The sequence below is a fragment of the Micromonospora sp. 4G55 genome, assembly GCF_016803375.1.
Map to the genome: position 1 here is coordinate 1 of NZ_JAEVHN010000116.1, position 13196 is coordinate 13196.

The 13196-nt window shown below is 71.7% G+C and carries 9 protein-coding genes, 2 tRNA genes, 1 other RNA gene and 2 pseudogenes; 6 read left to right on the plus strand and 8 right to left on the minus strand.

The features are described 5' to 3' along the window. Positions 1-84: 84 nt before the first annotated feature. Positions 85-174: pseudogene (locus JNW89_RS12670) on the plus strand (nucleoside deaminase); the annotation flags it as partial. A gap of 130 nt (positions 175-304) precedes the next feature. Here the strand turns inward: JNW89_RS12670 and JNW89_RS12675 are convergent. The 3 genes from JNW89_RS12675 to deoD all read right to left on the minus strand — a co-directional run bounded on the left by JNW89_RS12675 (position 305) and on the right by deoD (position 2238). After that, complete coding sequence (locus JNW89_RS12675) at positions 305-772, minus strand: thioesterase family protein (protein WP_238449083.1); 468 nt, start codon at positions 770-772, stop codon at positions 305-307. Further along, complete coding sequence (locus JNW89_RS12680) at positions 769-1407, minus strand: TetR/AcrR family transcriptional regulator (protein WP_238449084.1); 639 nt, start codon at positions 1405-1407, stop codon at positions 769-771. Before JNW89_RS12680 ends, JNW89_RS12675 begins: the two co-directional genes overlap by 4 nt. Before the next feature lie 123 nt (positions 1408-1530). After that, the gene (deoD, locus tag JNW89_RS12685; RefSeq protein WP_088959848.1) at positions 1531-2238 is read right to left on the minus strand and encodes a purine-nucleoside phosphorylase; all 708 of its coding nucleotides are present in this window, start codon (positions 2236-2238) and stop codon (positions 1531-1533) included. 75 nt (positions 2239-2313) lie between these two features. Between deoD and JNW89_RS12690 the strand changes: the two genes are divergently transcribed. After that, positions 2314-2400, plus strand: a tRNA-Ser gene (locus JNW89_RS12690). Between the two features lie 237 nt (positions 2401-2637). Here JNW89_RS12690 and JNW89_RS12695 read toward each other — a convergent pair. Next, the gene (locus JNW89_RS12695) at positions 2638-3819 is read right to left on the minus strand and encodes a low temperature requirement protein A (protein ID WP_238449085.1); all 1182 of its coding nucleotides are present in this window, start codon (positions 3817-3819) and stop codon (positions 2638-2640) included. 438 nt (positions 3820-4257) lie between these two features. Between JNW89_RS12695 and JNW89_RS12700 the strand changes: the two genes are divergently transcribed. Continuing rightward, positions 4258-5898 (plus strand): FG-GAP-like repeat-containing protein, encoded by a 1641-nt coding sequence (locus JNW89_RS12700; RefSeq protein WP_238449086.1) that lies wholly within the window; start codon positions 4258-4260, stop codon positions 5896-5898. 186 nt (positions 5899-6084) lie between these two features. Here JNW89_RS12700 and JNW89_RS12705 read toward each other — a convergent pair whose 3' ends face one another. From JNW89_RS12705 to JNW89_RS12720, 3 genes and pseudogenes are all read right to left on the minus strand, one after another. Further along, positions 6085-8700 (minus strand): hypothetical protein, encoded by a 2616-nt coding sequence (locus tag JNW89_RS12705; protein WP_238449087.1) that lies wholly within the window; start codon positions 8698-8700, stop codon positions 6085-6087. Between the two features lie 103 nt (positions 8701-8803). After that, positions 8804-9297 (minus strand): annotated as a pseudogene (locus tag JNW89_RS37605) (hypothetical protein). 32 nt (positions 9298-9329) lie between these two features. Beyond that, positions 9330-9944, minus strand: a complete 615-nt coding sequence (locus JNW89_RS12720) for a hypothetical protein (protein ID WP_238449090.1) — start codon at positions 9942-9944, stop codon at positions 9330-9332. A gap of 404 nt (positions 9945-10348) precedes the next feature. On the opposite strand from JNW89_RS12720, the gene JNW89_RS12725 reads away from it, so the two are divergent. Continuing rightward, positions 10349-10951, plus strand: coding sequence for an HD domain-containing protein (locus tag JNW89_RS12725; RefSeq protein ID WP_238449091.1), 603 nt, complete (start codon positions 10349-10351; stop codon positions 10949-10951). Positions 10952-11093: 142 nt separating this feature from the next. Here JNW89_RS12725 and JNW89_RS12730 read toward each other — a convergent pair. Continuing rightward, positions 11094-11178, minus strand: a tRNA-Ser gene (locus JNW89_RS12730). Positions 11179-11260: 82 nt separating this feature from the next. On the opposite strand from JNW89_RS12730, the gene ffs reads away from it, so the two are divergent. Together ffs and JNW89_RS12740 are read left to right on the plus strand one after the other, a co-directional pair. Further along, positions 11261-11350: signal recognition particle sRNA small type (gene ffs, locus JNW89_RS12735), an RNA gene on the plus strand. Positions 11351-11457: 107 nt separating this feature from the next. After that, the coding region (locus tag JNW89_RS12740) for a DNA polymerase III subunit gamma and tau (RefSeq protein WP_238449092.1) at positions 11458-13196 on the plus strand (1739 nt) is incomplete at its 3' end.

Sequence of the window (13196 nt, forward strand, 5' to 3'; positions counted from 1 at the left end):
CTACGGCGGCGTCCTGGAGTCCGAGAGCGCCGCCCTGCTGCGCGCCTTCTTCCGCTGACCGCCCGCCGATCCGGTGGCTTCGGTCGCCCGGCCCGGTCGAACCACCGGCCGGAGGTCTACGGCGGCGTCCTGGAGTCCGAGAGCGCCGCCCTGCTGCGCGCCTTCTTCCGCTGACCGCCCGCCGATCCGGTGGCTTCGGTCGCCCGGCCCGGTCGTGCCGCCCAGGCCGGTCGCGGCTCAGGCCCGTGGCCCGATCAGGTCCGTGGCCTGCCCAGACATCTCGCCCGTCCGGCCCATGGGCCGGTCAGGCCGGGGTCGGGGCGGGGCGGAGCAGGTTCGCGGCCACCGCGCGGGCGGTCTCGGTCCACGGGGTGGGTCGCAGGGTCGCCGGGTCGAGCCGGACGATCGCCCGCCGGCCCTCGGCGTGCACGATGCCGCCGTCGAGGGAGCGGAACTGGTAGGCGTACTCGGCGCTGCTGGTGCCGAAGTGTTCGAGCCAGAAGTGCACCGCCACCGGCCCGGTGGCCGCGATCGGGGCGCGGTAGGTGATGGTGAACTCGCGGACCGCGTGGAAGGTGTCCGGCGCGCTGCGCTGCCCGCCCTGGTAGGAGACGCCCCGCTCGGCCCAGTAGGCGGTCAGGGCCCGCTCCAGCAGCACCGCGTACCGGGAGTTGTGCAGGATGCCGAGGGCGTCGAGGTCGTCGAAGTACACGCTGACGTGCTCGACGTGGCCGTACTCGACGGCGGAGGGGGCGGCGAGGGCGTGGCTCATGAGAGGCCTTCCGGTAGCAGGGTCGGATCGGGGCACAACGCCCGCAGGCGGTGCAGCAGGCCCTGGCGGGCGTGCCGATAGGCGGTGTCGGGGTCCAGCAGCCGGGACCGCAGCGCGGCGGTGATCCCGAGCGCGTCGATCTCGTACGCCAACTGCGGGACGTCGGTGTCGGCGGGAAGTTCGCCGGCGGCGACCGCCTCCCCGACGAGGTGTTCGAGGAACGCGGTCCAGCGCCCGAACACCTCGGCGAGCCGGTCCCGGACCGGGCCGGGCCGGGCGTTGTACTCGAAGTCGGTGCTGGCGAAGAAGCAGCCGCCGGGGAGCACCCGGGCGGCGTAGAAGTCGATCCGGGCCTGATGCAGGGCCCAGAGCCGCTGGACGCCCCGGGGGGCGCGCAGCGCCGGGTCGATGATCCGCTCCTGCCACTGCTCCACCGCCCGGTCGACGGTGGCGAGCTGGAGCGCCTCCTTGGAGCGCCAGTGCGCGAACAGGCCGGACTTGCTCACCCCGAGCGTGTCGGCGAGCTGCGCGAGCGAGAGCCCGTGCAGTCCGACCTCGGTGGCCAGCACCACCGCAACGTCCAGCGCGGCGCCCCGGGTCCGGTCGCCGCGGGCGACGCGTCCGTCGACTGTCATGGGGAGAGGCTAACCAAAAAGCACGACCGGTCGTATTGTTTCATCCGGTGACCGTGGTCACTTCGGAACGGCGACGCCCCGCCATCCGGGGCGGATGACGGGGCGCCGGGAAAGGAGGGGAAATCAGGCGATGGCGGTGTCCAGGGCGATCTCGACCATCTGGCTGAAGGTCTGCTCGCGCTCCTCGGCGGTGGTCTTCTCGCCGGTCTTGATGTGGTCGCTGACGGTCAGGATGGTCAGCGCCCGCGCCTTGAACCGGGCCGCGATCGTGTAGAGCGCCGCCGACTCCATCTCCACCGCCAGCACGCCGTAGTCGGCCAGGGTGTCGTAGAGGTCGGGCCGGTCGGTGTAGAAGGCGTCCGCCGCCAGGATCGGCCCGACCCGCATGCTGATGCCGCGCCGCTCGGCCACCTCGACCGAGGTACGCAGCAGCCCGAAGTCGGCGACCGGGGCGTAGTCGATCAGCCCGTCGAACCGCATCCGGTTCATGTTCGAGTCGGTGGAGGACCCGATCGCGGCGACCACGTCGCGCAGCTGGAGGTCCTCGGTCAGGGCGCCGCAGGAGCCGACCCGGATCAGGGTCTTCACGCCGTACTCGTTGACCAGCTCGTGGGCGTAGATGGAGGCGGACGGCATGCCCATGCCGGAGCCCTGGACGGAGACCGGCACGCCGTTCCAGCGGCCGGTGAAGCCCAGCATGCCCCGGACCGTCGAGTAGCACGTGGCGTCCTCGAGGTAGGTCTCCGCGATCCACTTGGCCCGCAGCGGGTCGCCCGGCATCAGGACCCGCTCGGCGATCTCTCCCGGCTTCGCGCCGATGTGCGTACTCATGGCAAAGATCCTGCCAGGCCGGAGGCGGGCATACCGGTTCGGCATCCAGACCGGCGGTCCTGTACCCTCGTCGGCGGTGGCGTGTCCGAGTGGCCTAAGGAGCACGCCTCGAAAGCGTGTGAGGGTTTACGCCCTCCGCGGGTTCAAATCCCGCCGCCACCGCTCGTGAAACGCGAGAACGCCCGGCAGATCTCTGATGATCGGCCGGGCGTTCCGCTTCTGGTCTCAGCAGCCGCTTCCACTCGTCGTAGGCCGTCCGCGGGTTGACCGGTCCACCGGTCGGCGTGGTTGGCCGACGACTGTCGCACATCAGTCGACGGAGGACAGCCGGCTGCCGGCGATGTCGGGTCTCCGGACCTGCGTGACAGAACAGTCTCAAGACGTGGGTGACACTTCCGGCTAGCGGGGTGGTGACGGCGGCTCGGGCGGGCGTCTGCGGCCGCGGGCTCCGTCGGATATGGCGATCCCGGTCAGGACGAGGGCAGCAGCGGCGGCGACCACGACTGGCGGCAGGGGGAGCATCGCCGGTGTCAGGGCGGCCAGCGCAAGGACGCCGATCGGTCGGGACCGGGACACGCGGCCGAATACCGCGTACTCGAAGCGGGCGCGCCCGGCCAGGTACAGCGCGGGTCCGCCGAGGATGACGGCGATCCAGGCCGGTGGGGTGTGCCCGAGTGGATGGGCGATGACAAGTTCGTCGCCGACGGCTGCAGCGACCACGCCGGCCACCATGGCCAGGTGGGCGTATGACGCCGTTCCGGCGAGGCGGACCGGGTCGGCGGACACGGCAATCGCTTCCGCCAGGACTTGCCCGGCGCGGTAGATGTAGATCCGCCACAGCAGCACGGTGGCCGCGATCGACACTGCGAACGCGGCGACCCCGGCCGGCGCGAAGCCGCTGCTGCTCAGCGCCAGTCCGGTAACCAGGATCAGCTCGCCGAGCGCGATGATGAAGAACTGCCGGTACCGCTCGGACAGGTGCTCGCCCGAGATCACAAGGTCTTGGCGGGGCGTACGGCCCGCCCCCGGGGTGGGGAAGCCGATTCTGCCTGCCGTGTGGTCGAGGACCACCGCGAATGCCCACACCGCGCCACGCGCCGTACCGTGCACGAGCGCCCCCGCGATCCACGGCAGCGCCGACAGGCCGTACCAGAACAGCCCGCGCACGCCGTTGCGCTGCAGCTCGTGGCCACGCAGAAAGGCCACGAGGACGAGCCCGCGGCCGAACTGAACGGCGACGTAGGCGCCCGCGAAGATCAGGCCCGTGTCGCCGAATGCCTCGGGCACCGCGGCCGCCATCACCAGGCTGCCGACCATGGTCGCGATGACCAGGGCCTGGATTACCGGTCGTTGTGGGTCCGTCCGGTCGGTTAGCCACGCGGTGCTGGACCAGACCCACCACATGGCCCCCAACAGCACCAGCGTCCGCAAGGCACCGGTCCACCCGAGATCCTCGGCCAGGCCGCGCGAGAGCTGAGCGAGCGCGAGGACAAACACCAGGTCGAAGAAGAGTTCCAGGAACGTAGCCCGCTCTGGATCCCCGGCTTTCCGCACCAGCTCGGCCGCCCTGCTCGTCGTCATCGGTTCGCCCGTTCTGCCAGCTCTGCTCCAGGTTTGGGGGCATTCTGACATGCGGCAGCGACGGTGACCGCGGACGCGCTGCCGTGGACTGAATCGAGCGACGCGTTACCCGGACGGGCGACGGTCGAGGCCGGCGAGTTCCTCCCATCCGTCGCCGCTGGGTCGGTCGCAGACCTCGAAAGCGTGTGAGGGCGGCGGGAGGAACTGACCGGCTGCACCGTCGACGGAAACGCCCGGTCGATCCGCGAGGATCGGCCGGGCGTTCCGCTTGTGGTGAGGGTGGTGACAGCCGACCCGGCCGCGGATCGGCCGTTCGGCGGACGGTGCCACCCGGTCGCCGGTCGACCTGCCCGTTCGCCCAGTTATCGCCGTTCGTCGCTGCCTCTAGCGTGTCGGGGCAATCCACGATGATCGGGGGATTCTGTGGGCCGAAGAACTATGAGCGTGCCGCTGGTGGCGGTGCTGGCCGGACTCGCGGTCGGTGCCCCCGCGCAGGCGGCGGACGACGTCCAGACCCTCACCCGGGACGGCATCGTCCTCCAGCATCACCGGGTGGCGAAGGCGACCACGCCGGTGCGAGGCACCGGCGGCACCCGTTCCGACTTCGACGGCGACGGCCTCGACGACATCGCCGTCACCGGTGATCCCTTCAACACCAACCTGCCCTACACCGCGTCCGGCGTGGTCGTGGTGCGCTACTCGTCCGCCCCACAGGTGGATTACTTCATCGGGGCGATGTCCTCCGACGGTGGCTGCAGCTGCTTCGGCATGGCGCTGGCGGCGGGCGACTTCAACGGAGACCGGTACGACGACCTGGCGATCGGCGACTCCGACGAGGTCGATGCGGGCAACAAGAGCCACGCCGGCGGGGTGTGGGTCGTCCCCGGCAGCAGCAGCGGCCTGGTCTTCAGCTCGGCGAAGCACTTCAACCAGAGTTCGGCGGGCGTTCCCGGCGCGGCGGAGAGCCAGGACCGGTTCGGCGGGGCGCTGGCGGCCGGCGACATCAACGGGGACGGCCGCGAGGACCTGGCCGTCGGCGCGTGGGGGGAGGCGATCGGGACCAAGACGGAAGCCGGCTCGGTCACCGTCCTCTACGGCGGGTCGGCCGGTCTCACCGCCACCGGCGCCCAATTCCTGCAGCAGGATCAGGCCGGGGTGCCCGGTGCCGCCGAGCGCAACGACCGGTTCGGCTTCTCGCTGGCGATCGGGAAGGTCAACAACAACCGATACAACGACCTGGTGATCGGCGCGCCACTGGAGAACGACGGCGCGACCTGGAACGGCAGCGGCATGGTCACCCTGATGTGGGGGTCGCCGACCGGCGTGTCGTCCGCCGGCGCCACCGCGGTCACCGGCGCGGGGATCTTCGGCTCGATCGGCCAGACCGGCACCATCGCCTGGTACCTGGGCGAGACGCTCGCCGTCGGCGATGTGAACGGCGACGGGCTGGGCGAGGTCGTGGCCGGTGCGCCCAGCGCCCAGACCCCGCACATCTACGGCGGCCTGATCGCGGTGTTCACGGGGCGTACCGCCGGCCTGGCCGGCAGTGCGGTCCGCGTCGTCACGCAGCGCACCGCCGGGGTGCCGGGCGAGCCGGAGGAGAACGACCACTTCGGCGGGTCACTGGCGGTCGGCGACGTGACCGGCGACGGCCGGGCGGACGTACTGGTCGGGTCGCCCGGGGAGGAGGTCGGTCCGACGGACGAGGGCGGGGTGGTCACCTTGCTCAAGGGCTCGGCCTCCGGGATCACCGGTAGCGGTGCTCAGGCCTTTGACCAGAACCACCCGAACATCCCGGGCACGGTCGAGCGTGGCGACAAGTTCGGCGCGTCGGTCGCGGTGTTGAACCTCAACGGCACCGGCCCGCTGGACGCCGTCGTGGCGTCGGTCGGGGAGGAGGTGGCCGGCGACACCGCCGGGTACCCGTCGGGTTCGATGGTGCCGTTCCACGGTTCCAGCGGCGGGCTCGTACCGCAGTTCGTCTCGTGGAGCGGCGCGAGCCTGCGTACCGACCGGGTCTGGCCCCAGCGGTACGGCCTCCGGATCGCCGGGCCGCAGAGCGGCGGCCCGCTCTTCTGACGCCCCCTTCCCGCACGACAACGCCCGGCAGCTCCCCGCGAGCGGCCGGGCGTTTCGTCATCCGGTCCCCGATGTCCCCGTCGAAATGCGAGAACGCCCGGTCGGTCCTGACGGACCGGCCGGGCGTTTCCGCTTGTCAGACCGGGGGTGGCGGCCGGCCCGGGAAGAGAGCCAGACCGCCGTCGCTCACGGCGCCGGGGTGGCGGCGTCCCGGTGGGTCAGCCGGTACGTGGCGTCGACGGCGTCGGTCTCCAGGAGCACCGTGACCGGGCCGGCCGGCAAGGTGCAGGTAATCGTCCGTTCGACGGCGTAGCCGGTCGGGCCGCAGGACCGGACGCCGTTGGCGTCGAACATCGACATCCGGGCGTCTCCGGTCCCGGAGGTCCGCGTCCAGGTGAAGCTCTCCTGAGCGGCGTGCTGGTCAGTCGGAATCAAGAAGCACACCGCGAAACGGTTCGTCCCGGTGGTCACGGTGGCGCCCGTTGCGTCCCGGGGCAGCACCGGGCAGGCCGGCGGCCCGTCGGTCCGGGCGAAGCCGAGGGCGTACGCCAGGGTCGGGACCCAGTCCCTGCCACTGAGCAGTACGGAGAACGGCGCCGGGCCGGTCAGTTGGCAGCTGTACTGACGCAGCGAGGAGAAATCGCACACCGGCCGACCATCGGCGTTCAGCACGTCGATGTCCGGGGAGGCCGCGACGGTCATCTCGCCCGGCAGCAGCGCGGCGAGGTGCCCGCCGGACGGGGTGGGCAGTTGGAGGCAGTTGAGCTGCCCGGAGGTCTGGAACTCGCCCCGGTGTGGCGCGTCGCGCCAGCCCGTGTCCGAGACCGACGGGCACCCCGACGGCTGCCATGGCAGCAGCGCGACGGCGTACTCGAAGTCGTTGTCGATCACCCGGTCGCCAACGAGCACCAGCGTGTACCGCCCGGCGGCCGGGAGTTCGCACTGGATGTCGGTGCAGACCGTGCGGCCGGCGGGATCGTAGACGCGGGCGTACGCCCGGAGGTTCTCGCCGTGCACGGCCTTCACCCGGTAGACCCCGGCGGCCGGGACCTCCAGGATCCGGCAGCGGATGCCGCCCGGGGCTCCGGCGGGTGCCGCGTTGTACACCCCGGGCCGGACCGTCGGGCAGCCGACCGGGTCGGAGAGCCGACGGATCTGCATCTGGTAGGTGAGGTCGGTGCTGTCGGCGTTCCACTCCCACAGGTACGAGATCACCCGGTAGGTGCCGTCGGCCGGCAGCACGCACCCGTCCTCCTGGGACGGCTCGGTGCAGATCTGTGCGCCGGTCCGGTCGACCAGCCAGGCGTGTGGGGCCGGCGTGCTGTACGTGAGCATCCGGTCGCCGGCGCTGCCCTGGAACGGCTGGCAGTTGGTCTGCACCGGCGAGGTCTGGTGCAGGCGCAGGGCCGGCTGGTCCCAGGAGGTGCCGGTGGTCGCGGCGCACCCGTCGAACCGGTCGAGGCGGGTCACCCCCACCCGGTAGTCCACCGCGGCGTCGGAGATGTTCTGGTTCGTCACCAGCAGGGTGTACGTGCCGGCAGCCGGCAGAGCGCAGAAACGCGAGTTCGCACCCTTCTCGCAGACCTGCTGGCCGGCGGTGTCGTGCACCGTCCACGCGATGGCCTGCTCGTCCTGGCGCATGAAGCGCACCAGGACGGGCCCCGCGGCGTCGGTCGTGAAGGTGTTACAGGCCAGGTCATTCGCACGGGCGACGCCGCTGCCCAGGGCGGCCCCGGGGTCACCGAACGGCGCCAGCGGCACGGCCGGGCAGCCCACCGGGTTCGACAGCCGCCGCATCTTGAGCGTGTAGGGGCTCTCCTTGCCGTAGTACTCCCACATCAGCAGCCGGTACGGCCCCGGGCGGCTGAGCGAGCACTCGCCGCTGCCGTAGGGGAGGTTGCAGACCGGCTCGTGCTGCGCGTCCAGGATCTGTCCCCGAACGTCGAGGTCGCCATCCGGGTCGGTCACCACCCGCAGCACCGAGTTGAGCGGCTGGTCGAAGCTGTAGCAGTTCATCGCCGCGCCGAAGGGCACGGTGTCGGTCGCTCCCGCGGAGTCGAAGGAGAAGAAGTTCCCCGGCAGGACGTCGCACGCCGACGGAATGCGCGTCGAGTCCACCGCGAGCGTGTAGTTGCCGCGGTCGTCCGGGGAGTACAGCATGACGGTGATCGTGTAGGTGCCTGCGGGGCCGAGCCGGCAGGTGCCCGAGTCGATCCCGAAGGCACAGACGGACTGGCCGGCGGCGTTGGTCACCTGGGCGCTGGCGTAGTCACCGCTGCCTCGGGTGAGCTTGGTGATCAGGGTGTCCTGGTCGGCGGTTGTGGTGACCGTCCAGATGTTCTTCTGCTGGCCGGTGATCGACTGGCAGGCCTCCACCTTGCCGAGGGTCAGCTTGCCGCCGCAGACAGGGACGCGGGGGGCCCGCTGCTGCGTGACCTTCGCCTCGGCGTACCTGGTCAGGCTCGGCTCCGCCACCGCACCGGCGGCCTGCTGGGCGGTCGCGGTGGACGTGGACGTCGGCGCGGGCGACGCGGTCGGCGTTGAGCCGGCGGTAGAGGTGGCGGTGGCCGTCCGGCCGGTCGGGGCCGTGACGGACGCGGCGGTCGACGTGCTCGCCGGCGCGGTGGCGGCCGGGCGGGACAGGGTGGTGCTGGCGCCGGCGGGAGCCGGCGTGGCCGGCGGTGGTGCGGAGGGTCCGACCAGGACGGAGGACGTCACGGCGACCGCCGCGAGCGCCGACAGCAGGCCGAAGCCTCTCCGGGGCCGGTACCCCGGACGCGTGGACAGGAAACCGCCCAACATCAACTCCCCCGTGACACGCCGCGCGACGTGCGCGGCGAGAGGGATGATCCCAGGTGGCTCGATCAACTGGCAATCCGTCTTGCGGTCGACCCGACATCCGGTGTCAGCAGGGGCCGTAGCCCTCGTCGAAGAGCCGGCGGGCCCAGTCGGCGTACCCGGCGATGATCTCCCGGACCGAGGTGCCGTCGTGCAGGAAGAGGTACGCCCGGTCGCCGTCGCGGGCCAGCAGTCCGTCGAACCGGTACGTCCGCTGTGGAGCGTCGAGCCGGATCGCCTCCGGGTAGCTGGTCAGCACCTCGTCGACCGGCGTGCCGACGGTGATCCCCTCCGGCGTGCTCATCGGGTCGTCCAGCCAGAGCAGCACCAGCCGGTCGTCCACGAAGATCGGGCTGGCCGCCCCGTGCCCGGCCGCGTCGGTCCGCAGGCGTCGACCTCGGCGCGCAGCACGCCGCGGCGGGTCAACTCCTGCTCGGTGTCGCCGAACTCGATCTCGGCCAGGCCGCTCAGGTGGACCACCTCGGTGTCGCCGACCGGTCGGGCCGGCACGTCCGGCCCCTGTGGACGGACACCGCTCCCCGAAATCGAGGCAGCCGTCAGCAGCATGGCAATGAATACGAATTGTCGCAATTTCATGGAATCCCCCAGTCCCCAACGGACCGGGGCCGCTCAGGTTGCTGGTCCTCGCCGGATTGCCGGTATTCCCATTCCTCGGCCAGCTCGTCCCAGTAGTCGGCGGAGAGGCCCCGCCGTCCGTGCGCCAGCCAACCGTCGGTGTGCCGCTCCAGGTGCAGACCCAGTTCGGCGAAGGGGTCGATCCACGGGCCAGGTTCGGCGCCCAACCGGGCCAGCGCCGCGTTGATCGGCCACTCGGCCCGTGGTCCGTCCAGGAGCCGGTCGACCCGCGGGCCCCAGCTCACCTCGCCGCCCAGCCACACCACCGCCGACTGGTAGCCGAGGCCCCCGGCGAACTCCGCCTCCAGGTACGCCACCGGCCCCCGCCGTGACCAGCGGGCCAGCAGCTCCGTCAACGCCGGCGAGAGGAGCAACTGGAACGGCTGCTCCGCGCTCGGCTCGTCGGTGGCGAAATCGGGCAGCGCGCCGGTCAGCTCCTGCACGAGCTGCGGGGTCACCGGCAGCAGCGCGAAGTCCTGCCGGAGCGCGGCGAGGACCGCGTGGTCCAGCTCGGCGGTCTGCTCGCGGAGCAGCTCGACATCCGCGACGACGGCGCTGAGCTGGTAACTCATCCGAGCCCTCCGGCATCCACAGCCTGTGGATGGAACATGTGTACGACGGATCCGCTGCCGCCGCCGATCACCGGACGGTACCCGCCGGGTCGCGCGGCCGGTGTCCGGTCGGATACGGGCCTGCCTCCCGGGTGCGTGTGGGGGCCGACTCCTTTTGGCGGGCGTCCGGTCGCTCGGTTCGCGGATCGGCCGTCCGGTCGTTCGGAGGGCGGTCCGGCCCGATGGTTGACGGGTCGGTCAGGCCCGCTCGGGGACCCGGCGACGAACGCGCGCCATTCAGCGGCTGCGGTGGGAGCGCGAACGGCGCTGATCGGCGCCCCCAACGACCGCTTCAGTGCTGTGACCAGGATTAACACGACAACGACCGGTCCTGATGTCAGAGGCGTCCCAACTACGATCCACTCATGCCTGAGCCTTCCGGATTGCCGGAACTGCCCAACACGCCTGCGGGGACGGCGGCGCTGTCCGTGGCCACCCGTTACTGCTCGCCGGCGCTGCTCAACCACTCCATCCGGTCCTACCTGTGGGGGGTGATGTACGCCCGCGCACACGGAATCGCCTTCGATGACGAGCTCTACTACGTTTCGGCCCTCCTGCACGATGCCGGGCTCACCGAGCCGTTCGACAGTCATTCGCTTCCGTTCGAGGAGGCCGGCGGGCACCTCGCGTGGGTATTCGGAGTCGCCGCCGGCTGGCCCGAGGCCCGCGCGGCCCGCGTGGAACACATCATCGTCACCCACATGCGCGCCGACGTGTCCGCCGCCGAGGACGCCGAGTCCCACCTGCTGCAGGTCGCGACGGCCTGGGACGTGGCAGGACGACGTCCTGAGGAATTCTCCGAGGCCAACAGGAAAGGCGTGCTCGACCGGTACCCCCGACTCGACTTCGCCACGGAGTTCCTTGCCTCGTTCGAGGACCAGGCGGAACGCAAGCCGTCGGGTGCGGCAGCACAGGCAATCGAATCCGGCGGACGCCTCCGGCTCCTCGGGCACCCGCTCGACGCCTAGTCGTCCCGGCTCCGAACGACGACAGGGCGCGTGAGCCGGCTCACCCGAGTCCGGTCCGACCTGCGGCGTCGGGGCGCGCCGGAAAGCGGAACGCCCGGCCGATCCCTGCGGATCGACCGGGCGTTCTCGCTGCTCAAGAGAGCGGAGGATACGAGATTCGAACTCGTGAGGGTGTTAACCCAACACGCTTTCCAAGCGTGCGCCCTAGGCCTCTAGGCGAATCCTCCGCGAGCCAGAATACAGGTCCCGGCCGGTCCATCCACCCCACCACCCCCCGAAGATCCACGCGGGGTCGGGTAGGCTTGGTGTCACCTCCCGTGCGGCGGTACCTCGTGAACCTCCCCAGGGCCGGAAGGCAGCAAGGATAAGCGAGCTCTGCCGGGTGCACGGGAGGCCTTTTTGTCTCCGGGCGCCGGTACCGTACCTGCGGGTCGGGTCACGGGGTGGTGGGTGGTCACCCGCGCCTGACCGGCGCAGAATGGCTCGGTCGAGAGGAGGCGGTACGGGTGGCACTGGCCCTTTACCGCAAGTACCGGCCGCGCACCTTCGCCGAGATCATCGGGCAGGAGCACGTCACCGAGCCGCTGTCGCAGGCGCTGCGCAGCGGGCGGCTCAACCACGCCTACCTCTTCTCCGGCCCCCGGGGCTGCGGCAAGACCTCCAGCGCCCGCATCCTGGCCCGCTCGCTCAACTGCGAGCAGGGCCCCACCCCGGAGCCCTGCGGCACCTGCGCGTCCTGCCGTTCGCTGGCCACCGACGGCGCCGGCTCGATCGACGTGATCGAGATCGACGCGGCCAGCCACGGTGGCGTCGACGACGCCCGCGAGCTGCGCGAGAAGGCGTTCTTCGCGCCGGCCAGCAGCCGCTTCAAGATCTACGTCATCGACGAGGCGCACATGGTCTCGTCGGCCGGCTTCAACGCCCTGCTCAAGCTGGTCGAGGAGCCGCCGGAGTACGTCAAGTTCATCTTCGCCACCACTGAGCCGGAGAAGGTCCTCGGCACGATCAAGTCGCGGACCCACCACTACCCGTTCCGGCTGATCCCGCCGAAGACGCTCCGGCCGTACCTCGAACAGCTCGCCGAGGCCGAGGGCGTCACCGTCGAGCCGGCGGTCTTCCCGCTGGTGGTGCGCGCCGGCGGCGGCAGCGCCCGGGACAGCCTCTCCGTGCTCGATCAGCTCATCGCGGGCGCCGGCCCGGAGGGCGTCACCTACGCCCGGGCCGCCGCGCTGCTCGGCGTCACCGACTCCGCGCTGATCGACGAGATGTGCGACGCGCTGGCCGCCGGGGACGGCGCCGCCGCGTACGCCACCGTCGACCGGGTGGCGGAGGCCGGGCACGACCCGCGCCGATTCGCCTCCGACCTGCTGGAACGCCTGCGCGACCTGATCGTGCTCCAGCAGGTCCCCGACGCCGCGGCCAAGGGTCTGATCGACGGTCCGACCGACCACGTCGATCGGATGGCCGCCCAGGCCCAGCGGCTCGGCCCGGGCACCCTGTCCCGCTGCGCCGACATCGTGCACAACGGCCTGGTCGACATGCGCGGCACCACCGCGCCCCGGCTGCTGCTGGAGCTGATCTGCGCCCGGATGATGCTGCCCGGCGCCGACGACACCACCGGCGGCCTGCTCCAGCGCCTGGAACGGATGGAGCGCCGGCTCACGCTGGGTGGCGCCGAGCTGCCGTCGGCCGCCGCCGGCCCCGCGCCGGTCGCCCCCGCTTCCCAGGTACGCCCCGAGCCCGCACCCGCCACTCCGAGCGCGCCGACCCCCGTCGTCGAATCGCGGGACGTCTCCGTGCCGGCGGCCGCCCCCGCGGCGGAGCCGGTGACCCCGCCGGCCACGCCCCGTCGGGTGCCGCCGGACGCGGTGATGCCCGACCCGGCCACCCCCGCGCCGCCCCGCCCGGGCAGCAGCTCCTCGGGTGCCCTGGATGCGGTCGCGGTACGCCGTGCCTGGCCGGACATCGTCGCCAAGGTCAACCGGATCAAGAAGCCCGCGGCGGCGCTGATGCGCGACGCCGTGGTCCGCGACGTGGACGGCGACACCGTGGTGCTGACCGTCAAGTCGCCGGTCCTCGCCCAGATGATGGGCAACCACATCTCCGTGCTGTCCGACGCGCTCTACGAGGAGTTCGGCGGTCGCTGGCAGATCCGCTGCGAGGTGGCTCCGGCGGTAGCGCGGCGCGGCCACGCTCAGTGGCCGAGCCGGGCGGCGGCCCCGCCCCGACCGGCTTCCCCGCCGAC

Excerpts from the sequence above, each read along its gene's own strand:
- JNW89_RS12720 (WP_238449090.1), bottom strand. The coding sequence starts at position 9,944 with ATGAGTTACCAGCTCAGCGCCGTCGTCGCGGATGTCGAGCTGCTCCGC.
- JNW89_RS12695 (WP_238449085.1), bottom strand. The coding sequence starts at position 3,819 with ATGACGACGAGCAGGGCGGCCGAGCTGGTGCGGAAAGCCGGGGATCCA.
- JNW89_RS12705 (WP_238449087.1), bottom strand. The coding sequence starts at position 8,700 with ATGTTGGGCGGTTTCCTGTCCACGCGTCCGGGGTACCGGCCCCGGAGA.
- JNW89_RS12680 (WP_238449084.1), bottom strand. The coding sequence starts at position 1,407 with ATGACAGTCGACGGACGCGTCGCCCGCGGCGACCGGACCCGGGGCGCC.
- deoD (WP_088959848.1), bottom strand. The coding sequence starts at position 2,238 with ATGAGTACGCACATCGGCGCGAAGCCGGGAGAGATCGCCGAGCGGGTC.
- JNW89_RS12725 (WP_238449091.1), top strand. The coding sequence starts at position 10,349 with ATGCCTGAGCCTTCCGGATTGCCGGAACTGCCCAACACGCCTGCGGGG.
- JNW89_RS12675 (WP_238449083.1), bottom strand. The coding sequence starts at position 772 with ATGAGCCACGCCCTCGCCGCCCCCTCCGCCGTCGAGTACGGCCACGTC.
- JNW89_RS12700 (WP_238449086.1), top strand. The coding sequence starts at position 4,258 with ATGAGCGTGCCGCTGGTGGCGGTGCTGGCCGGACTCGCGGTCGGTGCC.